The following is a 25086-nucleotide window of genomic DNA, read 5'->3' as shown; positions in this document are numbered from 1 at the left end:
CTCCTTAATGGATTTTTTTCTTCAAATCACCCTTGTAGACGATGTCTTTGAGTGCAATCGTTTCATCATTGAGGATCTCTGGCACGCTTGGAGAATGTTCTAACATTTCACGTTGCTCATCGAGTTCATCCTCACTGTATGCCATCATCATATCGGCACAGATGACGTGAGGAATCTGCTCGATTTTTTTCATCTTTGACATCTCTTCATCGAGGTTTTCACCCTCAATCGTCACGATAATCTTGCCTGTTTGCTCATCGGAAAAATGGTAATCACAAAAATCACTCGCCTCGCAAATAGCGATGATCTCTTTTACATGTAAAGGCTTTGTTTGTATCACAATACTTGAAATATTCATGGGAGTCTCCAAATCATAATAAATTGATCGTCGCTACTGCTGACAAGTTCTTTGTCGCTGGCAAAAACGATGGTATTAAGCGTACTTTTCTGCCCTTTGAGCGTGTGGATTTTGCTCTTGGTTGCAAGGTTAAACAAGACAATATCGTTTTGTTCATTAAAGGCAAAAGCCCCCAAATGAAGGCTCGGACTAAGAGCGCCTGCGTAAATGAGAAACGAGCCATCATAGCGCTCGTACGCCCCATTTTTAAGATCGTAAATAATGCCACGTCTGTCTTGTCCTGCGCACAAAATGGCATCTTTTTTAAAGTCAACTTTATAGACATTGTCCACATTGCCGCCTTTCAGCACTTTGATGACTTTGCCACTGAGCACATCAAAAAGGGTGATTTCGCCCGATTCAGATGAGCTTGCCACCATGGTTTTGGTTTCATTCAACGCAAAATCGCTAAAGTGCGAAGAGGAAGGCTGAACGCGGTAAATCTCTTTTTTCTCTTTAACATCCCACAACAGAAGCTCATTGCTGAGAAGTGCGACCAAGATGCGGTTTTTATCAACAAATTTGGCTTTAGAGATGAAAAGATTGGCGTGTGCATCGATGAGCACTTTTGGCTTGCCCTCTTCAACAAGGTAAAGCTCACGAGCGCCATTACTGGCTTGAACAACGGCTAAAAGCGTTTTGTCTAGCATATCGACCGAGAAGAGTTTGGGCGCGACCTCATCGCCTGTAAAGTCCTTGATCTTTGGAAAAACAGTGTGAGAAAGTTTAGAAGCGTCATCCATCTTAAATATCTCAAGCGTTCCCGCACTCGTTCCTGCGATGATTTTACCCTCCACAAGCGCTATGTGTTGCACATTTCCAGTAGCTTCGATGATGCTTCGTGGGCTTAGTTCTGCGCTTAAAAGAACGCTTGCACACAGGCTTATGATAAAAAAACACCTCATACCCTCGCCTCCTCTTTGATGAAAATCGCACTACTTGGACAGATGCCAACGCACATACCACAGCCATTGCACGCATCCATCTCTATGTGTGGACGAAAAAGTCCTAAAAACAAAATGGCTCGACTTTCACACGCATCCAAGCAACTGTTGCACAAACTTTGATGCCATGCCATACAGCGCATAAGGTCGATTTCGGCTTTTACATGTAACTCTTTTTTATCGTTACATGTAAGGCTTAAAACCCCACTGGGGCACGCACTTGCGCACGCTTCACAAAACGTACAACCTCGTTTGGTAAAGTCTAAGCAAGGCGTATGAGCAGCATCAAGGAAGATGATATTTTCTTCGCAAGCGCTCATGCACGGCGTATCGTTACATGTAATGCAATGATCTAAAAATTCATACCCCTCTTGGTGATACGGCGGGCGCACACAGAACTCATTTTGAGTTTTTTGCGCCTTTTTCATACCAAAAAGAGAGGTAAAAACCCCTCTTCTGCTGCCATTCGTCATGGTTATCTCACGCCTTCATTAAGGTTGTCAATGAGGTTTGAGCGCTCCATGCCATTGGCTTTACGATAGTCTGGTTTAAACTCATTTTTAACCAAAGGCTCGTTTGCCGATTGTGGCGCATGACATGCTGAACAGTTGTAGCGAGCTTGACTCATCTCTGTGAGCACTTTTTGCGTTCTCATGTCAAAAAAGTGTGACTTTGGAATCGGAGTCGCCTTCACTGCTTCAGCCACTTCAGGTAAGTGACACCCTGTACATGCGTTGCTATCTTTGGTCATATCCATCATACCTTCGACATCATGTGGGATCATCGGAGGCGCGTTTTCAAACGATCTTTGAATCATTTTTGATTCACCTGCACTCACCGTAGAGTACGATGTTGGCTCACCTACAACGGTTTTCTCGCTGTAGAGATCCACCTTTCTAAGCCCTAATTCTTCTTCGTTGTATGACTGAGACACCGCGCATCCGCTGGCTACCATCACGCCTAACAAAGAGACCATTATCAATGTTTTTGTACTAATCATTCTTTTTCTCCTACATTTGTGTTAATGTAATTCCTCACACCAAAAGAGAGTGCATCACTCTCACACACCTCAACGCATCTGCCACAGTTGGTACACTCTCCAGAATCTATCGCACCACTTCGTTTGGAAATAATGCCAAGAACCTGTTTTTCAGGACAAATCTCTTTACACTTCATGCACAACGTACATTTGGTGTGATCGTGCTTCACACGAATGAGGCTCAGCTTCCCAACAAGAGAGTAAAAACCACCCAAAGGACAGATATGTCCACACCAGCCATTTTTCACCGCAAAAAGATCAAACAGATAAATGCACAGTATGGGAGCAACGCTTAGCCCCATTCCAAAGATGATACCTCGACTTAAAATCCCGATAGGACTGACCATCTCAAACGCCGCAACACCTGTGATGAACGACAGTATCAGCGTAAGGGCCAAAACCCAGTACCGAACAGTGCGACCGAGCCAGAGCTTTTTTTCAATCGTTTTTTCAAGAAAAAAGACTCTACGCGTCCAATTTGCCGCGTCTGTGACCATATTGAGTGGGCATACCCATGAACAAAACGCGCGACCTCCAACAACGATGTAAAACAGAAGTATCAATGCTCCTCCAAGAAGAACATCAACCCCTAACAGTGCCCCAGCTGAGAACATCTGCAACAGGGCAAACGGATCGGCTAAAGGAAGCTTTTTCAGCACCAAAGAGGCACTGAGATTGCCACTTAACAGCATAAAGCCATAACTATTGGCTGCTATAAATAGCCCAAGAATGCCCAGCTGAGTCAAACGTCGTGCCATCATAAAACGGTGGCTTCTCATCCATTCTCTCATTTGAACATCTCCTCATTCGTATTGAGATAATCTGTCGCAGACTTCTCACTACGTTTGGTATGTGTTGTGACATCGCCTCCAGCTTTTTCTAAGCGCTTTTCATCACCCTGCTCCCAGCCCTTGATGTAGTGCGAACCAATAGCCCCTTTGGCAATGTCCAAAGGCAACACATGAATCGCCGCTTTTTCAGTGACACACGCCCTCTCGCACAAGCCACACCCCGTACAGGTGAGACTGTTCACGATCGGTGTTAAATAAGCATGTTTGCCTGTTCGCTCATTGCGTTTATACTCTAACTTAATCGCACTATCCATGATAGGACAGGCTCGGTAACACGCATCACACTGAATGCCCCAAAACGCGATGCACGACTCAACATCAACGACGGCAAGTCCCATACGTGCTTTGGTAATGTCAAGTTCTTGAACACCCTCAGTGATCTTAGAAACACTTTTCACATCCAACGCTCCGCTTGGGCATACAGGCACACAGGGTATGTCCGTACACATGTAACACGGAACCTCTCTTGGAATGTAAAAAGGTGTTCCAAGAGGCTTTGTATCACCTGGCTTGGCAAGACTGAGCGTATGGTATGGACAGGCAGTAACACACTGACCACACTTGATACATAAACGCATAAAGTCTACTTCAAGGACTGCAGCAGGAGGACGAAGAATCAGCGGTGCTGATTTTGCCTCTTCCAAGTACCCTGTCCAAACCATGCCTCCCAGCGCCATGAGTCCACCACTTTGAGCCATCAAAGCGAGGAATTTACGGCGAGGGGTGATTGCGATTTTATCGGTTGTTTCCATTTTTATGATTACGCTTTATAAAGCTTAACCGCACATTTTTTATAGTCTGTCTGTTTAGAGATCGGACATGTGGCATCAAGGCACACTTTGTTGATGAACACTTTCTCATCAAACCAAGGAACATAGACTAAACCTTTTGGCGTTCGGTTTCTACCACGTGTTTCAACACGCGCTTTACACGAACCTCTACGACTCTCGATCCAGATCAGCTCACCTTGTTTAAACCCTTTGACTTTCGCATCGTCTGGGTGCATATAGCACAATGCTTCAGGAACGGCACGGTACAATTCAGGTACACGCATGGTCATCGTACCACTATGCCAGTGCTCCAACACACGTCCTGTACATAACCAGCTGTCATACTCAGCATCTGGCATTTCGCAAGGGTCCATATACGGTCTAAAGAAGATTTTTGCTTTGTTTTTCAAAGAGAAGGTCTCTTCGGTGGTTGGTTTTAAAAGATCACCACGTTTAAGTGCTTTTGCCGCGTCACCGTAGAATGCAAATTCACCATTGTTCGCTTTTGCCGCGTACGGATCGTATTTGGCATTAAAACGCCATTGTGTCTCTTTGCCATCCACAACCGGCCATTTAAGACCTCTGACTTTATGATACGTGTCAAAATCCGCCAAGTCATGTCCATGACCTAGTCCAAATTGTCGGTACTCTTCCCAAATTGCTTTTTGCAAGAAGAAGCCATACCCTTTCCACTCTTTACCATCACTACCCATCACGCCACGTTTATCACCAAACACTTCACTGTTGTCAAAACCTTCACCGATAGGGTCTTTAGCTTTGAATGATTTAAAGAATTCATTGGCAAAGAGAACATCATAAAGCGTGTCCGTCTCTTTATAGCCCATAGCTTTGGCGGCTTCGATGACATTTGGAAGTTTGCCATCTTTGATCGGTTGCTCGCCCCATACATCTTTGATCGTAAAGCGTTTTGAAAGCTCAACCCACTGCCATGTGTCACTCATCGCGTCGCCGACTGGAAGAACTTGCTGTTTCCATTGTTGTGTACGACGCTCTGCATTGCCGTATCCGCCCCATTTCTCATAGATCATCGCTGAAGGCAAGATAAGATCAGATACTTTAGCCGAAATACCAGGATACGCGTCTGAACAGACGATGAAGTTTCCTTCTTTACGTGCCGCTTTGATCCAGTGTTCTGCATTAGCGGTGTCTTGGTAAGGATTGCACACGTTGACCCATGCAAATTTAATTTTTCCACTCTCGATTTGTCGGTGAATATTCATAATGTGTTGGTAGCCCATAGGGTTTAGTGTACCAGCAGGAAGTTTCCATACTTTTTCCGTAATTTCTCTGTGTTTAGGAATGGAAACGTCCATATCTGCAGGTAAGCGATGTGTAAAGGTACCGACTTCACGAGCAGTTCCACATGCACTTGGTTGTCCTGTTAGAGAGAACGCGCCATCGCCTGGTTTGGCTTGTTTGCCGAGTAAAAAGTGAACCATGTACGCTTGCTCATTGACCCACGTACCACGTTGGTGTTGGTTCATACCCATGGTCCAGAAGCTGACCACTTTTCTACTTTTCTCGATGTAAAGGTTCGCAAGTGTTTGAAGTTTTGCTTTGAAATCTGCAAGGCTCTCGTCTGGATTACCTTTAGAAATTTTGGCAACATAATCCAGCGTATAAGGAGCAAGTCCTTTTTTGAAATCTTCAAAGCTAATTTCCCAGTGAACGCCCGCAGCCGCAGCTTTGTCCATTTTCATGACATCGCCTGCTTTGACACCTAAGTGCGCAAGACCGGGAGCCTCTTTTTCGGAGATCACTTTTGCATCTTCTTTTTTATTGATTACCAGCTCTTTTTCAGAGTAGCCATTTTTACGAGCATCTGCTTCGGTTCGCATACCGTAACCGATGTTAGCAAAACCTGTTGCAAAAATGGTGTTTTTCTTCACAAAGTCCCAATCAATCGCCTCTGGGTGATTGTAAACAATCTCACGAGCGATGTAGTTCCAAATCGCTAAGTCCGTGCTTGGAGAGAAGATGATCTCAACATCCGCAAGGTCAGAGCTTCGGTGTGTATAGGTAGAGAGATTCACTACTTTGACTTTGTCAGGTGATGTAAGTTTACGATCACTCACGCGAGACCACAAAATCGGGTGCATCTCCGCCATATTGGCACCCCATGTCACGATGGTGTCGGTCAGTTCAATGTCATCGTAACAGCCTGATGGCTCATCAATTCCAAAGGTTTGCATAAAGCCAGCAACCGCTGAAGCCATACAGTGACGGGCATTGGGGTCGATGGCGTTAGAGCGAAAGCCCGCTTTCATAAGCTTGGCGGCAACATAGCCTTCATGAATGGTGTATTGACCTGAACCAAACACACCGATGGCTTCAGGGCCACCCGCTTTCATCGCGGCTTTCATGTGTTTTTCCATCTCATCGAATGCTCTTTTCCATGAGACAGGTTTGAATTGACCTTTTTTGTCAAATTCACCTTTGTCGTTCATGCGTAAAAGTGGCTCTTTAAGACGATCCGCGCCATACATAATTTTGGCATTAAAATAGCCCTTGATACAGTTCAGTCCGCGATTGACGGGAGCTGCTGGATCACCTTTGACTGCGACGATTTTACCCTCTTTGGTCGCAACCATAATACCACAACCGGTACCACAGAAACGGCAAACGGATTTGTCCCAGCGCCAACCGGCTTCTGCTTGCTCGCCCGCAGCCTTAAGCTCGCTAGGTACGCTAATACCCACGCTCGCGGCAGCCGTCGCAGCGGCAGTTGTTTTTAGAAAGTCTCTTCTTGAAAGCGACATAGTGATACCTCCTGATTTGAGTTACGAGGTCATTCTATCACTAAGCAAAAATCCAATCTATGACTTAAGTCAATACTTTAATGTGATAAATTTAAGTTTGTGGGGATTTTGGGGTTTACATGTAAAAGGGTTGTTGAAGTTTTGGAAGGGTTTAAAGGGGGGCAATATCTAGCTGGCTTATTTCTGGTTCTTATTCCTAATTCCTAATAGATTGACAGCAACAACGCCAATGGGAATTGTAATAGCAGTGCCGCCAAGCCAAGGATAACCATAATACATCGATAAAATCGCAGTACCAAGTCCAGCTAACGAAATAAATACAGCAAAGAACTGTGCCCTAAAAGCAAATTTTCTCTGATGTGGAATTTCAGTTTCTCTTAATTGCTGTTCTTTTTTTTCAAGTTCAATGATAGAAGTATCACAGAATACGGCATGCTTGAATTGTTCTTCATAAATTGTTGTCATTCTGTGGGCAAGATCTGGATTGATTTGTTCTAATTGGGATAACTTGCCAAGATCAATATTTTGAGCAAAATTAAAATTATTTTGAATATTAGCTATTTGTTGTTTAATAGTAGAGTCTTGAGAAGGTGCATCATTTTGTGCACCTCTATGAGTGGTATTAGGAGATCGCTTTGATCTGCTCAATTTGCCCATTGGTACGCTTTACAATTTCTTTATAATTTTCTTGTCGTTTATCGTGAATATCTTTAGCTGTTGTACCTAACTTTTTTGGAGCAATTACAATGTCACGATAGCCATCAGAACTTAGGCTATTAGCAATACCAACAAAAAACAACTTGATATCGTTGCACATTTTAACTCCTTTCATTAACTTTTGAGTGTGGATTATACATATTTTTAAAAAACGTGTCAAATATGAAAATATTATAGCACGATTATATCGATTTGATGTGATATAAATATCAAATCGATACCATGTTATTTAGTTGTAAGCATATTGTATTCCTTACAAAACAGGTTCTAAAGAAAAATTATTTTTCTTTTATTTAGCAATTTTGAAGCAAAGATGGTCGCAAACTTGGCTTTTAACTTTCTTTACATGTAAAGCTAAAAACCAAAAAAAATTGAGGCTTAAAGAGTTAAAAGAAAAACCAGCAGCATTACTGCCACTGGTTTAGCAAAAATTAGCGTCTGTACACGTTAGAATTTGTAGTTCGCTCTAAATCGTATCTCGCTTGAATCTACCGTTGTGGTTGTCTCTTTTTGACCATCTTCATACTCTAAAGAGAGTGTTAAACCTTTGATGGTTGGAAGATCGTAAGCAACTTGTGCTTCCCAGTAAGTAGATTCCGTATCAACCGTTGCACCGTTCAATACAATGCCTGATGTGGCAGTGTGTTTGTCTTGATTGATTTTTGCATATTGACCTAAGACTTTCAGACCAGTAACGCCAACGGTAGTAAAATCATAACCAACTTCAATCTTGTAGGCATCTGTATTAGCACCTGAAGTTACTTCCGCACCTTTGACCAGTGGTGCTGTATAGGTTGATGGTCCATTTCCTGCACCTAAGAGAACGGATTGGTCATCGGATACCGTACTATACGCAAAAGACGCCTTAAAGCCTGCTAACTCGCTAAAACCGATACGACCTTGGTACATATCACCTTCAACATGGAAACCATCAAATGTCTCATTGGATGTTCTAGAACCACGGTACGTTACATCAAAAAGGAGTTTCATTGTGCTTAAAGGCACAACATAGTTACCCTCAGCGTAGAAGACATTGGCATCACCGCCTTCTGTGAATTCAACATCATTGACAAAGAGGTATTGACCTGTTAATGTCAAGTTTGTGATTGATTTATTGATAGCAGCCGCTGTGTACGCTCCATCAAATCCAAAAACGTTTGATCCTGCAGTCGTACCCGTTCCATAAAATACAGCTTCTTTTTTAAAGCTAGGCATTTCAGAATCAGAACCATCTACGCTTCTGTCATAATCGGATGTTCTGCCTTGAAATCTGTCAGAATACCCTGCAACCAATGTTGTATTGGGAAGGTCTGTATTGATCAAAACGGCTGCTTGAAACGCTTCTTTAATCATACGTGAACCAGAGCTGTTAACAAGTGGGCTTGCAATAAATTGTCGACCCACTTTTGCCGTTGTTTTACCAAGCGTATACGTTACGTATGCTTCTGAAAGCACCGCACCCGAACCGTACATATCGGTACCGTAAAGATTTTTTGCGTCATTGTCAGCAAAAGGAGAGTAACTTCCTTGGAATGTCGCACCAAAGCTCAAACCATTCAACGAATCTGTCACGTAACTTAGCATAACGCCTGTAGTAAAAATATCGGCATCACCTTTCGCCAATGTCCCATTATTTTGATCACCCGTGTCTCGATCAAAATACCAGGCGCGTAATTCACCCGTTACTTTTCCGTTTTTAAATGCGTCTGCAAGTGTATCACTCGCAGCAAAAGAGCTAGACGCAAGTCCAGCAACGACGAAAGCCACCAAGCTAAGTTTAACTATTTTCATATTGCCTCCTTAAAGCATATTAGACTTCTTTCATAACCTAATACAATGGAATGGGTTAAGTTATGTAAGAAGTCTGTTAAAATCTTACATTAACTGTGTAGCATGAAAATAGCATAAAATTTTAAGAATACTTTAAAATAAATGAGGGAAGAACTAACTTTTAACGTTTACGCTCTTCTTTACATGTAAAAGGGATTATATGGGTTTGTGACAAGGGGAAAAGAGATAGAAAAACCGTTAATTTAAAAAAAACACATAGCGCGGATGTAACTAGAATATGAAAGATTGATTTTTAAATTCTTAAGTTAGGATGCAACCTAGAATATAAATAATAGTTATAGGTGATTGATGTAATGTGATGTTTCTTAGGTAGAGGAGATTTTAAATATGTCGACTTATACATTAAAAAAAAATAGTGTGTTTTCATCTTTTTTAAGTCAATTTTTTGCTGTAATGCTGTTCTGTTCTGCTTTATGTGCAAATGAAAAACTGGGGGAAGAAGAACATCTAGGCAGTTATGTGCCTTTAGATATCCCGTTTTTAGATGAAACTGGCAAACAGGTGACGTTTAGGCAACTTATGGACGGTAAACCGATCATCCTTACATTAAACTACTACGTATGCCCCGCTTTGTGTACCCTTCAACTCCAAGACCTTGCAAAAAATCTAGAGAAAGTCAAACTGACAGAAAATGAAGACTATAAGGTCATTACATTAAGTTTTGATCCTGAAGAAACGCCCAAAGATGCAGCGCATAAAAAGTCCGAGCTGATGGCTCCCATGACACATTTCGATACAAGTGCATGGACATTTCTAACAGGGAGCGAGGCAGATATTTCTCAGGTGACACAAAGCGTAGGATTTCATTATGAAAAACAGATGGGGCATCATGGGATGGTGGAGTACATACACCCTGCCGTACTAATTGCTCTCTCACCAGAAGGTAAGATCACTCGTTATCTCAACGGCATAAAACAACTTCCTTTTGATATTCAGATGGCAATGATGGAAGCGTCGCAGGGAACGGTAAGACCGACCATCGCAAAGACACTGCTGTTTTGCTTTTCTTTCGATTCTGTCGCCAAGACCTATGTCTTAGCGACAGAAAAAATAGTTGCTGTGGTTCTATCGCTTATATTAGGCGGTTTTTTCCTTTACTTAGTTTTAACAGGAAGAAAAAAAGACTCATCGGAGGAAAATGATGCCTAGTTTTTATTATGAGACACATACCATCTTTGGGACGCATAAAAGCAAGATACTGCAGTGGATATTTTCGATAGATCATAAACGCATAGCTATTTTATATATAGGTGTACTGTTCGCACTGTTTTTTTGTGCGGTCGGTGCCGCACTGACCATGCGTGCAGAACTGTTTTTCCCTGGACAGCAGTTGATACAAGCCCAAACATACAATCAGCTTTTTACCTTCCACGGAGTAACAATGATCTTTTTGTTCATTGTCCCAGGAATTGCTGCAGGACTTGGAAACTTCATATTGCCATTGATGCTCGGAGCGAGAGATCTTTCCTTCCCGCGTTTAAATCTGTTGTCATGGTGGCTGTATATCCTAGGAGTGGTGGTAGCCCTCTCCTCTTTGGTCACAGGAGCGGGATTTGCAGACACGGGTTGGACGTTTTATGCACCCTATAGTATCCGCACGGATTCCCATGTGCTCTCCACGCTTATTGCCGCATTCATTTTGGGGCTCTCTTCCATTTTGACGGGGCTCAATTTTGTCGTGACGATTCACCGTCTACGAGCACCCGGTATGGATTTTTTCAAGATGCCACTTTTTGTCTGGGGTTTGTATGCCACAGCTTGGATACAAGTGCTTGCAACGCCTGTCATAGGCATTACACTCATATTGGTCATCTTGGAGCGAACACTGGGCATTGGCGTCTTTGATCCATCAAAAGGTGGTGATCCTATCCTATTTGAGCATCTTTTTTGGATCTATTCTCATCCAGCGGTCTATCTTATGATTCTTCCTGGATTTGGCATTATCTCAGAAGTTTTGCCCGTGTTCACAAGACGTACCATTTTTGGATACCGCTCTATTGCCATCTCCTCTGCTTCGATTGCAGGGATTGGTTATTTGGTTTGGGGACATCATATGTTTACCTCAGGCATAAGCGACATAGCACGTCTCATCTTCTCATTTTTGACTTTTCTTGTCGCCATACCCACGGGAGTGAAAATATTTGACTGGTTAGCCACGCTTTATAAAGGCTCTATTGTTCTAGCAACACCCATGCTGTGGATTCTTGGAAGTATCGTAAACTTTACCGTTGGCGGGCTTACAGGACTCACGCTTGGGGCTTTGGGTCCAGACATCCATCTTCATGACACCTACTTCGTCGTGGCGCATTTTCACTATACCATTTTGGGTGGCGTTGTTTTTATGTTCATCGGTGGAATGCATTACTGGTATCCAAAAATCACGGGGAAAATGTATGATGAAGTTAAAGGGCGTGTCGCTTTTGGTTTGATGTTCGTGGGCTTTAACATGCTTTGGTTCCCGATGTTTATCGCAGGCTTTCTTGGCAATCCACGACGCTATTTTGACTATCTACCGACGTTTACAATCTACCATCAACTATCGGGTATCGGAGCCCTTTTAGTTGCATTGGGGCTTCTGCTTGTTCTTTATACGTTTTACAAAGGGCTCAAAGAGGGTAAAGAAGCGGGTCCAAATCCTTGGAGAGGTACGACATTGGAGTGGCATATCCCTTCTCCACCGCCTTTAGAGAACTTTTCTAAGATTCCTTATGTGGATTTTGACCCTTACGAATATGAAGACGGCGAACCGTTGGTTCAGCTGGACGAAAATTTTAGAAGGATACGCTAATGGAACAGGAGATGGCTTATGATAGGCAGGGCAAGTCCTATCCGGTAGCTGATTTTAAGGATGATTACAGTGGTGATAAACTTGGCTTTTGGGTTTTTTTGCTCACTGAGGGAATGATGTTCGGTGTACTTTTTTTACTTTATGGCATCTATTTCTACCGACATACTGCCATGTTTGCTTTCTCCTCCGCAGATTTAAACATCTGGCTGGGCGGCACCAATACGGTGTTACTCTTGATCAGCACGTATACGATGGGGGTTGCTACGCTGATGATGCGTCAGGGAAAGCTAAAACTCTCTGCTATGTTAGTCGGTTTGACGATTTTCATCGCTATTGTATTTTTAGGCATCAAAGCTTCGGAATGGGGTGTAGATATCAGCCATGGTATCTATCCTGGCTCCAAACTGCTTGACGCCAAAGACACAGGAGAGATACTTTTTTTCGGTCTTTATTTTGTCATGACAGGACTTCACGGGTTACATGTAATCATAGGAATAGCGCTTATGAGTTGGGTGTTGCTGCTTATGCGCTCGGGCGGTATCCATCCTGAACATACCATCGTTATGAAAAATGTCACTCTGTATTGGGATTTTGTACATCTGATCTGGATCGTTCTTTTTCCGCTACTTTACATGATAGGAGTCTAAGATGACATACACTCTTGCTCTTTATACAAAAGTATTGGCAGGTCTGTTGTTACTGACCCTGCTCACGTTCATACAGCCCACATTGTATCATCTGACACCGGGAAATACAGCGGGTGTACAGTTAGGGATAAGTATTATAAAGATAGGGCTTGTCAGTGCATTTTACATGCATTTGCGTAGTGAAAACGCCTATTTAAAAGGCTATATCGTGATGGCTTTGATCATCATGCTTATTTTTTTTGTGATCGTCGGTATCGACGTGGCACATTCGTAAAGGAGTCCCTATGTTGGAAGGATTTAACAAGCATGCTTCTACCTTCGCGGATGATGTGGATCAGGCGTTTTGGATTTCTACAGGCATTTCTGCGGCAATGTTTGTGTTGGTCGTGGGACTCATGGTCTTTTTTATTATTCGTTACCATCACAGCCGAGTCAAGCCCGAAGAGATACGAAACATCAGGCATTATCTGCCGCTTGAGATAGCTTGGACGGTTATTCCGACGATCTTGTTGTTCATCATTTTCTATTACGGATATACCTCTTTTAGAGAGTTACGGACGATGCCCAAGGATGCGTTTACGGTGGATGTGTTGGGGAAACGGTGGTCGTGGACATTTACCTACCCTAACGGTAAAAGAACGGCGGAACTCTATGTTCCTATTGGAGAGAACATTCAACTACGTCTTGCTTCACTTGAGAACGACGTATTGCACAGTTTTTTTGTTCCAGCTTTTCGCGTCAAAGAAGATGTAGTACCAGGCAGAATAACTCATTTATGGTTTAATGCGACCGCCATAGGGAGCTATGACATCGAATGTGCAGAGTATTGTGGTGTCGGACACGCGATGATGCTGACGAAGCTAGAAGTGATGGATAAAACAGCTTTTGATACCTGGTACGCCAGTGGAAAACTTAGTCCTCACGACACAGAGGAACCCAAAGGAAAAGGCGAAGAGGTATATAAGACACTCGGATGCGTTTCATGCCATAGTTTAGACGGCTCAGAGAGCGTAGGACCTTCGTTTAAAGGCATGTACGGCGCAAAGATCAAAGTACTGACAGAGGGAAAACTACGCGAAGTGATTGCCGATGATGAGTATATTCGCTCATCCATTCGCACGCCTGATAAAGATGTCGCTCAAGGGTTCCAAAGTGGGATCATGCCAAATCTTTCAGACCAGATAGACAAAGACCAGATGGAATCTCTCATAGAGTTTATGAAACAGCAAAACGATACAACACCCGTTACGGGTCATGAAGAAGTCAAACCCGTCGTCGAAGAGGTTGTCAAAACAGAACAACAAGCAGTTGCGCCAAGTAAGCCAGATGGCACTGCCTTATTTAAGAGTAAAGGTTGCATCGCCTGCCATAGCCTTGATGGGACTAAAAAGATAGGACCAAGCCTTAAAGGCATTTATATGAGTGTCCGAAAAGTCCTTACAGATGGAAAAGAACGGGAAGTGAAGGCGGATGAAGCGTATCTGCACACATCTATTCACGATCCAAATGCCGATGTGGTGGAAGGCTTTTCTGCAAACATGATGCCCTCTTTTGGAAAGACGCTCACGCAAGCTGAGATAGATGCACTTGTAAACTATATTAAAGAGATCCAATGATCCGCTTATTTTTTGAGGTAACCAAATTTCGCCTCTCAGCAGCCGTAACACTCTCAGCAGTGCTCACCTTTATACTGGTACGAGGTGAAAATGTCATGCAGATGGCAGGGTCTGTCCTTGCGGTCTTGCTCCTTGCTTTAGGGGTATCAGCGCTCAATCAATACCAAGAAAGAGAAAGTGATGCCAAAATGGCACGTACCAAACGACGCCCTATACCTTCTGGGCGTATCACGCCTTCTAACGTTTTGCTTCTCTCGATCGTTTTGATCGTAGTGGCGATGCTTTTAATCCACAGCGAACTCGGAAATTCAGGCTTGATCCTCTTTCTTTTCGTGCCTTTGTGGTATAACGGTCTTTATACCTATCTTAAACCTCATTCGGCTTTTACCGTCGTTCCAGGAGGACTTTTAGGCGTCATTCCTCCCGCTATCGGTTGGTTGGCAGCTGGACGCAGTCTGGCAGAACCAGAATTTCTAGCACTTGGATTGCTTTTCTTTGTCTGGCAGGTACCTCATTTTTGGCTGTTGATGGCGAAGCATGATGAAGACTACAAAAGAGGAGGATTTCCTACTGCTAGTGAAGTATTGGGTGATGAAGCATTTCGTCGGGTGCTTTTTGTATGGTGGACATTTACGATTCTTTGCGGTATTTTTGCTATGCTGATTTTTCGTGTGCATAATCCAATGGTTATTGCATTGTTAGTAGGATTGGATCTAACGGCAGTCTTTTTCGGAACAAAAATTCTCTCTGAACCGCTTACGCCAAGCCACGCAGGTGCCCTTTTTCATAAGATCAATTTTTTCTTGTTGGCGACTGTCATACTGCTAAGTATAGACGGAATATAAAAAGCCTCTTTCGCATGTAAACGTAAAAGGGCTTTACGTTTACATGTAAAGCCAAAAACGAAACCATCCACACACTTTTACGATAACGCGTCCTTCTCTTTTGGCGCTAAAACCCACAATTCGACTTTTTCATTCTCTCTTGCATCGGTGCGTTTTGTTTTTTTCGATGAAGCGCTCACATCACGTCTGAGGTGTAACTCTTTTCTAAAACGGTTGTGATTTTGTAACTCTTCTATGATGGGATGAGCGCTTTTTTCATCAATGACTTGCGCGAGATTTGAGAAGAGTAGCACTAGTTTTCCTTCAGGTGCAAGGTGCTTTAATGCTTGTTCAAAAAATCGTGGAAAGAGCTCTTTTTCATAATAAATCGCTTTATCAAGCCCCTCTTCCAAAGTATGTTTTGCCAGTAACCAAGGCGGATTAAAAACAATCACATCCGCTTTAACATCGCAATTTTCAAATAAATCACCATGATTTAGGGTTATATTCCCTTCATAACCCAATCGCTTACACTCTTGCGCAACACCGATAATCGCATTTTTATTGGTATCGGTTGCGAAGATATTTTTAAAACCATTTTGAATGAGTTGAAACGATAAAATGCCACTTCCTACGCCTATTTCTATCGCCTTCTCTTTTGAGCCAACGTATTTTTTCAACCATTTATCAAAGAGGGTTAAATGGTCAAATCGTGTGGGAAAGTACGTGCCGTAAAATGGGTGAAGCGTGATGCCTAAGGTTTTCACTTCAATACCTTTTTTATACCACTGCCATGCGCTATTCATGCCCTGTACTTCAGGGAAAGAGACATAAAAGTCAGAAACCTCGGGGTATAACACCTCCAACCAACCAATCACGGGAGCCTTCTTAACAAGCAATTTATGACCTTTGACTTCCACTAATAAACGGTGCGATGCCTCTCTAAAGGCGCTACGAAAATCGCGTTGTCCTTGAAATTTTGTGTCGGTGTAATAAACTAAAAGCGTTCGTTTGAGTTCCGCCAAAATCTCTAAACCATTGCTATACAACTCTTCCACCAGAACATACGTCCCTGCTATCATCTGCTGAACGGCAGCCTTCACATTCGTGTCATGATAGAAATGTATCAGTTCAATCTCTGAGGTGATAACTGGCGGCCTGTCGGGTTGGAGAGTGAGTAAATCGTGATTCATGGATGATGCCTTTGTAGTGTGGTGCAGTTTAGTGTATAAAGGCTTTGGTATGGGTTGGTTTGAGATTAGTGGTGAGATAGGACATTCCTATCTTCTTTACATGTAAAGATAAAAAATAGCTTGTCCTCTTGATTAAAAATTGAAATACCTCCTTCTTTTTGCTACAATAATTTGTTGAAAATAAGCAGAAAAATCTTTACATGTAAGAAAGTTAAAAAGTTAAGCCCTCTATTTTATTTCAAGAATGTTCGTTGTGAAAGGAAAAAATTGATGGATAGCCAAAAAGAATTAGAAGATAAATATAAACAGAAAACTATTGATAGAGCACTGTCAGTCAATCTTTCTGATGGAATTTATATTGTTTTTTATTATAATGAAACCTATTCAAATAACAACAACCAAATTAATATTTTTCAAATTTTCAAATCTAAATCACGAAATGAAATTCAAGAATGGATTGAACGCTGCAGAAAGTTGTTAACAAGTAACTACGAAGTAGGTGATGCCCTAGTAGAAATGGCAAATCAAAAAGTGGCAAGCAGTATTCGATATGAAAAAGCTCGAGAAGAATTAATTAAAAACAACCCTGGCTTTAGTGAAGAGACCTATGCCCATGTAATTCATCTAGGTGCATCATTTGCGTGCCATTAGTCAAAAAGAATAAAAGGGGGTCAGCAAGTTAAAAAGTAGCCCCTTCACTTCATCTCAAAATCCACTCTTTAATCTTCTCGATATGCTCCATAAAAGAGGACTCCTGTTCACTTTCTTCGCTTTTGGGTGGAAGTATGTGCTCATAGTAGGTCTCTTTCAAAAATTTGCGTAAAATGCCTTCTCCGATAAACGGTTGATCGTCATTGATAGCTTTGGAAAAGAAAGTGACGAGGCTACTTTTTGTCTTTACATGTAAAGCTAAAAAGTAGCCTCTTTCCTTATCCTTTTTCCCTTCGATTTTTTATATAATACCCATGCACTAAACCATGGAGAACGTTATGCTACAAAAACTTTTTTGGAATGACCCCTATTTGAGCGAAATTCAAGCAAAAATTGAATCGGTTGAGGGTGATTGTATTTACTTAGATCAAACCATTTTTTACGCATTTTCAGGCGGACAAGAGAGCGATTTTGGAACCATTGGTGGCATTGAAGTCTTAGAAGCTACAAAAGAAGGCACCAATATCCGCTACACCATGCCAAGCGAACATAATCTTCACATAGGTCAAGAAGTAATGGTCAAGATCGACTGGCAAAGGCGTTATAGCCTGATGCAACACCATTTTGCCGCGGAATTAATCCTGGAACTCCTCTATCAAGAGCTAGGTTCTGTGGAAAAAATTGGTGCACACATCGCCCAAGATAAAGCTCGAATTGATTTTTTTTGGCATGAAAACATCAGCACCTTGTTTCCCTTACTTCTTCTCAAAGCAGCTGAATTAATCGAGAAAAACCTACCCATCAAAAGTGACTACAGCGACATTGCAAATCAAAGACGCTACTGGAAAATCGACGGTTTCGCAGAGGTTCCTTGTGGAGGAACACACTTAAAACACACAGGCGAAGTGGGTCAACTCTCCTTAAAACGAAAGAATATTGGCAAAGGCAAAGAGAGAATTGAAATTTATTTGGATAACTAGCTATTCGTATTTACATGTAAAGGAATTTTATGAACATCGTTCCGATTTGTGAAAAAGATTTTCATCAGTTTTGGCCTGAATTTGAGGCGATCATTCAAGCCCAAGAAACCTATGCGTATGAACCACATATGACCTATCTAGAAGCCTATACATTATGGTGTGAAGTACCGCAAGTCTGTTTTGTAGCCAAAGAAGGCGAAACAATACTCGGCAGTTACTTCCTAAAAGCAAACGGCATGGGACCGAGTTCACACATCTGCAACTGCGGGTATATGGTCTCTTCAAACGCGAGAGGCAAAGGCGTAGCGCGCGCTCTTTGTGAACACAGCCAAGAAATGGGTCGTTCCCTTGGCTACACCGCCATGCAATTTAATGCTGTCGTATCGACCAATACCGTTGCCGTCACATTATGGCAAAAACTTGGCTTTGCTATTGTCGGTACCATCCCCAACGCCTATAAGCATGGAAAATTGGGTTATGTCAATACGTATGTGATGCACAAAGTGCTGTAAATGGGCATGTAAAAATAGCCTCCTTTATTTACACATTTGACTCTTGTTTACAATAGTTGTACTATACAACTATTATTTCATGGACAAGGTTTTTAAATGAATACAGATCCATCCTCTACGATAAACCAGATTCGTACGGCTTCACGGCACATGGTAAGAGAACTCGGGTTCATGGAAAAGACTTTGGCTGGGACCAACTACTCCCCATCCGCCGTTCACGCATTGTTAGAAATTGAAAAACAAGGCGCTATGACAGCGTTGCAACTTGTGCATACACTCAGCTTGGAAAAATCAAGTGTTAGCAGAATGGTCAACAAACTCATTAAAACGGGCGAAGTGATAGAAAATACTGATCCCAAAGATGGTCGTATTAAAAATCTGTTATTAACAAAACAAGGTGAAAAAACGGTTGAAGCCATACATTTGTACGGGCAAAAACAAGTTAAAACTGCCATGGAACATTTAGATGTTTCGCAACAGCAAGCCGTTGTACAAGGGCTTTGCACCTACGCAGAGGCTTTGCAAGGATGTCGTTTAACCACCCCAAACACAACGCTCAATGCAATCACACTAGACTCAGGGTATCGTCCTGGTGTTGTGGGCAGAGTCACTGAAATGCACGCTACTTTTTACGCGCACTCTTCCCATTTTGGACAATTTTTTGAAAGTAAAGTCGCTATGGGAATGGCTGAATTTGTCAGTCGTCTAAACAACCCTCGCAATAATCTTTGGATGGCACGGTACAATGACACCATTGTGGGTTCAATTGCAATTGATGGCGAAGATTTAGGAGACAACAACGCGCACTTGCGATGGTTTATCATGGATGAAAAATGTCAAGGTCAAGGGATTGGGCGCCAACTGCTTCACGAGGCAGTCATATTTTGTGAAAAATCAGGGTTTGATGCGATAGAGCTTTGGACATTTAAAGGCTTACATGCAGCACGAAAGCTTTATGAGTCATTTGGCTTTGAGCTTATAAAAGAAGAAAATGGGAACCAATGGGGCTCCGTGGTTACCGAACAGCAGTTCAGATGGGTTATTGCCAAAAAGTAAAGCGCTAAGCCACCCTATTTTTATGCCTTGTACCCTAAAGGTAACAGCAAGATTCGGATTGTTTTTAGTGTCAGTGTTGCTATACACTAACCCTAAAAAAAGGGTTAATATGGAACTTAAAAACTTCAATTTACTTCTCATTCTCTCGCTATTGTGGGGAGCGTCTTTTTATTTTATTGCCAAATCATTGCTCTTTTTTTCGTATGAGCAGATTGTTTTTTTCAGAGTTTTTTTTGCAGCATTGACGCTTTTTGGGTTTTTGCTACTCAAACGCGTTAAGTTTGATTTTGATTGGAAGCTTTGGCTCTCTTTTTTGGTCATGGGAATTTTAAACAATGTTATTCCTTTCCTAGCGTTTACCTACGCTCAAAACGGCATCACTGCTTCCATGGCTTCACTTTTTAATGCAACAACACCTATTTTTGTGGCATCTTTTGCTCACCTTCTCACCCAAGATGAAAAGTTATCGAAACTGAAAATTCTAGGTATCACTATAGGATTTTTAGGTATTGTATTTCTTTTGAATCCGCATGAAAAAATGGTTGTTGATGTGTATAAACTCATCGCGTTAATCGCCCCCATATCGTACGCTTTTGCTGGCATCTTTGGTAAAATTTTAAAAGGAAAAGATCCGATTTTCTCAGCTTTTGGAATGCTTACATGTAGCTCACTTATCATGTATCTGTTTTTTCACACGGCCATACATGCGGTAAATATAGAGCAATTTGAGCACCTAAAACATGTGGTTTTTTTGGCTATTTTTTCAACAGCGATTGCGTATATCTTATATTTTGAACTCTTAGCGCGTGTGGGTGCTACCAAACTGCTTTTGGTGACATTTCTCATCCCTATTAGTGCGTCAATACTGGGCGTGTTGTTTTTAAATGAAGCATTTACTCCCACTATGTATCTGGGTATGATAACGATATTTATAGCACTTTTTTTGATTATCAAGGATAAAAAATGAGTGAAAATTTAAAGACAAAAAGTTTACATTATCTCACGATAAAAGAGGCTATCGTGTTTATAGATAACCACTTTTTAGACCAACCCAGCTTAGAAGAGATCGCTTTACATGTAAACTTAAGTAAGTTTCATTTTTCTAGAATTTTTAAGGAGTATGTCGGCGTTTCTCCTATGAAATTTTTACAAGCGATAACACTTGAATATGCCAAAAAACAACTTGAAGCGTCTAAGAGTCTTTTGGAGAGTACCTATGAAAGTGGTCTTTCAAGTGTGAGTAGGCTTCATGAACTCTTTGTCAATTTTACAGGTGTTACGCCTGCCCAATATAAATACATGGGCAAAGATATGGAGATAACTTATGGGTATGGTTTTAGCCCCTTTGGCAAAACATTTTTAGGATTGACGCAAAAAGGTATTTGCTATATGGAGTTTTGCGATGAAAATGAAGAAAATATTTTTAAAAATTTTCTAAAACATTGGACAAATGCACATTTAATTCAAGATGATGTGAAAATTGAAAAAAAACTTCGTGAGATATTTATAGATAAAAAACCCATTTCACTGTTGGTAAAAGGAACAAATTTTCAAATCAATGTTTGGAAAGCATTATTAAATATACCTCAAGGTCGTGTCACTACCTACCATGAAATTGCAAAAAGCATCGATAACCCCAAAGCCACAAGAGCGGTTGCAAGTGCCATAGGCTCAAACCACATAGCCTACCTCATCCCGTGTCACAGAGTGATTGGTCAAACTGGAGCTATGCGTGGTTATCGCTGGGGAATAGAGCGCAAGCGCATCGTCTTGGCTTATGAGAGTATCGAAGAAAAATAGCCTTTTTTTTAATAGAGTTCTTGCAGCACTCTTTACACGTCTTTAAAGCAAAGCTCTAAAGACTACGTTAGCACTGGGTTCTCTTCGGCAGAGTGCCCACGCACCCTTGGTACTTTTTGTTCTTGCAAAATGAGTTTTGCAAGAAGTCTAACGCCCCTTTTTCAACAAAAACTCCCGTCCAACTTTAACCCTCGGCTCACCACCGTAAGCGATGATGTCGGCTGTGGCATTGGTTTCACTCCATTTATCGGGTAGAAAAGAGCCTGTACCGATGATGTCGATGGGCGCTTTTGCCCATGCCATTGAGCGACACTTTTGCGGTGTGAAGCCTGAAGAGGCGATGATGCGCACTTTTGGAAATCCTGCGTTGTCCAGAGATTCTCGCATACTCCATATCGCCGCGGCTGAAACGCCTGTGCCGATCAGGTCGTGCAGTTCTGCTTCGGTACGGTAGTCACGCACGGCATCAGGTGCATGGCGTTCTAGGACATGATAACTTTTTTGCGTATCAAGTCCCTCTAAAAAGCGTCCACCGTGGGTATCGAGGCGCACGGCGATCTTGCCCTCTTGCGCTAATTCAGTAAATGCGTTACAGACTTCTAAGGTATCAGTGATTTCACGTCCGAAATAGTCCGCCAAGATAGGGATGTTTTCATCGGGAAAACATTCATGGAACATTTGAGCCGCTTTTAGCGTTGAGCCAGCGTAGCCTATGAGAGCGTGAGGAACCGTGCCCAGCCCTTTTTCACGTCCGAAAAAATGAGCCGTCGCATCGGTCGCGTTGCCGATAAATCCTACTGCTTTTAGGGTACATTGTGCTACTTTTGAGCCAACCGATGCACCATATGCCATCATTTCAGCCATTTCCGTCCCTGCACAGTGGCGTGCGTCCATCGCTAAAAAAGCAACATGAGGAAGTGTTTGGCACATCTCGTAAGCATTGTAAGCGGCGACACAGGCAGAGCCTAACTTTTGCAAAATGATGGTTTCGAGTTCGGTGAGAAAAGCAAAAGAACCGCTGAGATAAAACAGAGGCTCACCCGCTCCAACCCATTCGCCCTCTTCGTGCATCACTTCGATGGTGACGCTCATGCCTTCCTTTTTCGCTTGTGCTTGAATCCACTGCATGGCTAAACGTGTCGCGGATAAAACGGGACGGCGTAAAAAGAAAGCGTAGGTGACTTCCGTGTCACCAAAATGCTCGACGATCGCTTTGGTGTTGGAAAAGTATTTATCGGTCCATGCGGTTACGTCGATGACGTCAAGTTTGTGACTGTTTTGCATACAGCTCCTTGTAGTTTCGTTTTCACTTTATAGTCTCCTTTTGCTATACAATTGCTTAGAGAACATGAATAGCGTCTTACTACATTTATGGAAAAAAGTGGAGACTATCAAAAAGTAGCACGGTATCTTTCTTTTTTATTTTGGCTCACACTAAATTAACGCATACTCTTCATTAACCAGTCTTTGACATCAGATACTTCAATATTGTGGTGGAAATTGAATGTTGCTGTTTTTTCCCAAGCTACTCCATCGGGTCTTGCAAAAGCGATTCTGTATTTGGCAGCTACATTATTTTCATCTTTCTCTATTGCTTTAGTTAAGTCGCTCATAGAGAGTAACTCTCTTTTGAACGGTTCATCTACGACATGTTCAGTTATATTGGCTAGCTCTTCATACGAGAGTGTATCGCCTGCAACAAAAACTATTTCGTTCTTGATCTTAGGTACAAAAAAAACAATCTCCGCAGTTAATCGACCAATATCTTCAGGGGTTGTAACCGTGATTTTATAATTCCAATCTCCTAGTGCGTGAACTATTTTTTCTTTAAGATCGACGATTCCAAAATCTGATGAGAATAAGTAACTGGTAAATATCCCCGTAGAGACGATTATCCAGTCAGTCGTGTTTTGAGAACGTAATAATTCTCGAACATCATATTGTTCATCCCATACAGGTTGTCCACTTCCTTTTCCAACAATATCATAGTCAACACCAAACTGCCAAGGCACATAGGTGGGAACCTGAGCATTCAGCACTGCTTTGGTAATCTTAATCTGTGTTCCTTGTCCACCTACAAAACCACTACAATTAATGATCGTCCCAAACTTAGAAAAAATGCCACTAAGCGTTGCTATTGAATCTTTTTCTAGGTCACCCGTAGTAACGCCTATATGATTCATTTCAAAGTCACAAAGGCGTTGAATTTTGCGTTTATCGGATGATTCTATTGATTCCTTTTTGAGTAAAACATTAAGGGATCCTTGATTTGTTTTTAACTTTTTAGCAAATGCGTCTATCATTGCAAGACCTAGTTCTCCAGCTCCAATAATAAGAATGCTATCATTCATTTGTTCTCCTTTATTTATTCATATGCATCTGGTTAGTATATTTTTTACACCTAATTATGTAAATAGAAATTTCTATAAATTGTATGCATAATTCTATAAAGCAGCTTACCGTTAAATGAAAGGCATTGGAGATATATTCAGATTCTTGAGATTTAAAGTGTAGTACCAATTCAAGATATGAAAAGTAGAGATTTATTCTAAATCATACTCTTCATAAGATGCTTTTGTATCCTTTGGAGAAAAACCAAAGTATTTTTTAAACTCCCTACTAAAATGAGAAATATTATCATATCCCACTTTGATAGCCACTTCATTTACTTTTAGTTTTTCTTGGATAATTAAATCTCTTGCTTTTGCTAAACGAATCTTTTTTATATACTGTAAAGGGCTATGTGCCGTAATATTTTTAAAATGGGTATGGAAAGAAGCGACACTCATATCCTCTTTTCGTGCTAAAGATTCTATATCGAGATCATTTGCAAAGTCATTATGTATCGTTTGTAATGTTCTTGCAATCTTTGCTTCTTTTGAAGATTGATCAAATAATTTATAGAGAAATTTTGAATTTTCACCTTTTAAGACCCTATAAAACAGTTCCCTAAGAAGTAATTTACCTAAGATTTTTGATTCCTCTTTTGATTTTATAACTTCTATCAATCTATATAAAATATTTTCTATTTCAGGTGTCACTCTATCTACAAAGGTCCCTTGCAGAGTATCCGTATCTTGAAGAGGAAACCCTGGCGATAACTCTTGTATCAGTTGATGTATTTCATTCGAATCGATTGAAATAATCATGCTTATCATTGGCTCTGCCTCAGAAGCAAAATCTGTTTGACTTTCCAGTGGTAGTTTTGATGAAGCCACTAAATAATTACTTTCATTATATTCTAAAGTATGGTTATTTAATTTAACAGTTTTACTATTCTGAAACGTAAAAACAATCCAGTTATCATAAATACAAGGACTTAAAACCATGGGTGCACTTATTTTTAATAGTTTTACTTCATCTAAAAAAGTATTGTAAAAACCATCTTGTTTTAAAAATGTATTGAGCTTATTCACTATTGTTTTATTCATGAAAAATATAACCTTTTATCTCTTATTTATCTTTACTATTTTTGAAGAATGATAGCGTAATATAAAATATGACTAGCGCATACTTAATCAGTCAAAAGAAATACAATTAAACTTTCGCTAACTTCTTCATAATATGAACATAAAAGATTAATAAAATTAATTTAGATATAAAGCTATTTTCATGCTACGAACTTACTGTACTATTTTTCGATAAAACGTTTTGAGAGATGTTGTCTTGA

Annotated in this window: 26 protein-coding genes; 12 read left to right on the top strand and 14 right to left on the bottom strand. The window is 41.3% G+C overall.

The annotated features are described in order from the left end of the window. Positions 1–4: 4 nt before the first annotated feature. From SHALO_RS04800 to SHALO_RS04755, 10 genes are all read right to left on the bottom strand, one after another. Complete coding sequence (locus SHALO_RS04800; RefSeq protein ID WP_069477593.1) at positions 5–358, bottom strand: chaperone NapD; 354 nt, start codon at positions 356–358, stop codon at positions 5–7. After that, positions 355–1302: a WD40 repeat domain-containing protein gene (locus tag SHALO_RS04795; protein ID WP_069477592.1), complete on the bottom strand. Its 948-nt coding sequence runs from the start codon at positions 1300–1302 to the stop codon at positions 355–357. The genes SHALO_RS04800 and SHALO_RS04795 overlap by 4 nt, the downstream gene beginning before the upstream one ends. Further along, a complete protein-coding gene (locus tag SHALO_RS04790) occupies positions 1299–1814 on the bottom strand; it encodes a ferredoxin-type protein NapF (protein ID WP_069477591.1) in 516 nt (171 codons plus the stop codon). The genes SHALO_RS04795 and SHALO_RS04790 overlap by 4 nt, the downstream gene beginning before the upstream one ends. A gap of 2 nt (positions 1815–1816) precedes the next feature. Beyond that, positions 1817–2341 carry a nitrate reductase cytochrome c-type subunit gene (locus SHALO_RS04785; RefSeq protein WP_174543300.1) on the bottom strand — a complete coding sequence of 175 codons (525 nt, stop codon included), beginning with the start codon at positions 2339–2341 and terminating at the stop codon, positions 1817–1819. Continuing rightward, complete coding sequence (gene napH, locus SHALO_RS04780; protein WP_069477590.1) at positions 2338–3171, bottom strand: quinol dehydrogenase ferredoxin subunit NapH; 834 nt, start codon at positions 3169–3171, stop codon at positions 2338–2340. Before napH ends, SHALO_RS04785 begins: the two co-directional genes overlap by 4 nt. Continuing rightward, positions 3168–3983, bottom strand: a complete 816-nt coding sequence (gene napG, locus SHALO_RS04775) for a ferredoxin-type protein NapG (protein WP_069477589.1) — start codon at positions 3981–3983, stop codon at positions 3168–3170. Before napG ends, napH begins: the two co-directional genes overlap by 4 nt. Before the next feature lie 8 nt (positions 3984–3991). After that, positions 3992–6781 (bottom strand): nitrate reductase catalytic subunit NapA, encoded by a 2790-nt coding sequence (napA, locus tag SHALO_RS04770; protein WP_069477588.1) that lies wholly within the window; start codon positions 6779–6781, stop codon positions 3992–3994. A 177-nt stretch (positions 6782–6958) separates the two neighbouring features. After that, positions 6959–7438 (bottom strand): hypothetical protein, encoded by a 480-nt coding sequence (locus SHALO_RS04765; protein ID WP_069477587.1) that lies wholly within the window; start codon positions 7436–7438, stop codon positions 6959–6961. After that, a complete protein-coding gene (locus tag SHALO_RS04760; RefSeq protein ID WP_069477586.1) occupies positions 7404–7598 on the bottom strand; it encodes a hypothetical protein in 195 nt (64 codons plus the stop codon). The genes SHALO_RS04765 and SHALO_RS04760 overlap by 35 nt, the downstream gene beginning before the upstream one ends. Positions 7599–7945: 347 nt before the next feature. Then, entirely contained in the window at positions 7946–9289 is a 1344-nt protein-coding gene (locus SHALO_RS04755; RefSeq protein ID WP_069477585.1) for an OprD family outer membrane porin, read from the bottom strand. 387 nt (positions 9290–9676) lie between these two features. On the opposite strand from SHALO_RS04755, the gene SHALO_RS04750 reads away from it, so the two are divergent. Genes SHALO_RS04750 through SHALO_RS04725 form a run of 6 tightly spaced genes read left to right on the top strand, consistent with a single transcriptional unit; the run spans position 9677 to position 15245 of the window. Further along, the gene (locus SHALO_RS04750) at positions 9677–10498 is read left to right on the top strand and encodes an SCO family protein (RefSeq protein WP_069477584.1); all 822 of its coding nucleotides are present in this window, start codon (positions 9677–9679) and stop codon (positions 10496–10498) included. After that, complete coding sequence (locus SHALO_RS04745; RefSeq protein ID WP_145923232.1) at positions 10488–12137, top strand: cytochrome c oxidase subunit I; 1650 nt, start codon at positions 10488–10490, stop codon at positions 12135–12137. Before SHALO_RS04750 ends, SHALO_RS04745 begins: the two co-directional genes overlap by 11 nt. Continuing rightward, positions 12137–12784 carry a cytochrome c oxidase subunit 3 gene (locus tag SHALO_RS04740; protein WP_084010720.1) on the top strand — a complete coding sequence of 216 codons (648 nt, stop codon included), beginning with the start codon at positions 12137–12139 and terminating at the stop codon, positions 12782–12784. The genes SHALO_RS04745 and SHALO_RS04740 overlap by 1 nt, the downstream gene beginning before the upstream one ends. A gap of 1 nt (position 12785) precedes the next feature. Next, positions 12786–13058: a cytochrome C oxidase subunit IV family protein gene (locus SHALO_RS04735; protein WP_069477582.1), complete on the top strand. Its 273-nt coding sequence runs from the start codon at positions 12786–12788 to the stop codon at positions 13056–13058. A 10-nt stretch (positions 13059–13068) separates the two neighbouring features. After that, positions 13069–14400 (top strand): cytochrome c oxidase subunit II, encoded by a 1332-nt coding sequence (coxB, locus tag SHALO_RS04730; RefSeq protein ID WP_069477581.1) that lies wholly within the window; start codon positions 13069–13071, stop codon positions 14398–14400. Further along, a complete protein-coding gene (locus tag SHALO_RS04725) occupies positions 14397–15245 on the top strand; it encodes a protoheme IX farnesyltransferase (protein ID WP_069477580.1) in 849 nt (282 codons plus the stop codon). Before coxB ends, SHALO_RS04725 begins: the two co-directional genes overlap by 4 nt. A 77-nt stretch (positions 15246–15322) precedes the next feature. Here SHALO_RS04725 and SHALO_RS04720 read toward each other — a convergent pair whose 3' ends face one another. Next, entirely contained in the window at positions 15323–16417 is a 1095-nt protein-coding gene (locus tag SHALO_RS04720) for a methyltransferase (RefSeq protein WP_069477579.1), read from the bottom strand. A 270-nt stretch (positions 16418–16687) separates the two neighbouring features. Between SHALO_RS04720 and SHALO_RS04715 the strand changes: the two genes are divergently transcribed. The 6 genes from SHALO_RS04715 (at position 16688) to SHALO_RS04690 (ending at position 21416) form a co-directional block, all read left to right on the top strand. Continuing rightward, positions 16688–17068, top strand: a complete 381-nt coding sequence (locus SHALO_RS04715) for a hypothetical protein (RefSeq protein ID WP_069477578.1) — start codon at positions 16688–16690, stop codon at positions 17066–17068. A 338-nt stretch (positions 17069–17406) separates the two neighbouring features. Next, positions 17407–18048, top strand: a complete 642-nt coding sequence (locus SHALO_RS04710) for an alanine--tRNA ligase-related protein (protein WP_069477577.1) — start codon at positions 17407–17409, stop codon at positions 18046–18048. Between the two features lie 29 nt (positions 18049–18077). Further along, positions 18078–18560, top strand: a complete 483-nt coding sequence (locus SHALO_RS04705; RefSeq protein WP_069477576.1) for a GNAT family N-acetyltransferase — start codon at positions 18078–18080, stop codon at positions 18558–18560. A 96-nt stretch (positions 18561–18656) separates the two neighbouring features. Next, entirely contained in the window at positions 18657–19616 is a 960-nt protein-coding gene (locus SHALO_RS04700) for a bifunctional helix-turn-helix transcriptional regulator/GNAT family N-acetyltransferase (RefSeq protein WP_069477575.1), read from the top strand. Positions 19617–19725: 109 nt separating this feature from the next. Then, positions 19726–20583, top strand: a complete 858-nt coding sequence (locus SHALO_RS04695) for a DMT family transporter (protein WP_069477574.1) — start codon at positions 19726–19728, stop codon at positions 20581–20583. Continuing rightward, the gene (locus tag SHALO_RS04690; protein ID WP_069477573.1) at positions 20580–21416 is read left to right on the top strand and encodes a bifunctional transcriptional activator/DNA repair enzyme AdaA; all 837 of its coding nucleotides are present in this window, start codon (positions 20580–20582) and stop codon (positions 21414–21416) included. Before SHALO_RS04695 ends, SHALO_RS04690 begins: the two co-directional genes overlap by 4 nt. Positions 21417–21563: 147 nt before the next feature. Here the strand turns inward: SHALO_RS04690 and SHALO_RS04685 are convergent, their stop codons facing one another. From SHALO_RS04685 to SHALO_RS04675, 3 genes are all read right to left on the bottom strand, one after another. Then, positions 21564–22700, bottom strand: a complete 1137-nt coding sequence (locus SHALO_RS04685; protein WP_069477572.1) for a nicotinate phosphoribosyltransferase — start codon at positions 22698–22700, stop codon at positions 21564–21566. 155 nt (positions 22701–22855) lie between these two features. Beyond that, on the bottom strand, positions 22856–23767 hold the full coding sequence (locus tag SHALO_RS04680) for an aromatic alcohol reductase (protein ID WP_069477571.1): 912 nt from the start codon (positions 23765–23767) through the stop codon (positions 22856–22858). A gap of 192 nt (positions 23768–23959) precedes the next feature. Then, positions 23960–24847, bottom strand: coding sequence for an AraC family transcriptional regulator (locus SHALO_RS04675; RefSeq protein WP_069477570.1), 888 nt, complete (start codon positions 24845–24847; stop codon positions 23960–23962). Positions 24848–25086: the final 239 nt, after the last annotated feature.

Source organism: Sulfurospirillum halorespirans DSM 13726, from assembly GCF_001723605.1.
Classification (GTDB): Bacteria; Campylobacterota; Campylobacteria; order Campylobacterales; family Sulfurospirillaceae; genus Sulfurospirillum; species Sulfurospirillum halorespirans.
Note: the sequence above shows the minus strand (reverse complement) of the source record. Positions and strands in the feature narration are given on the sequence as shown.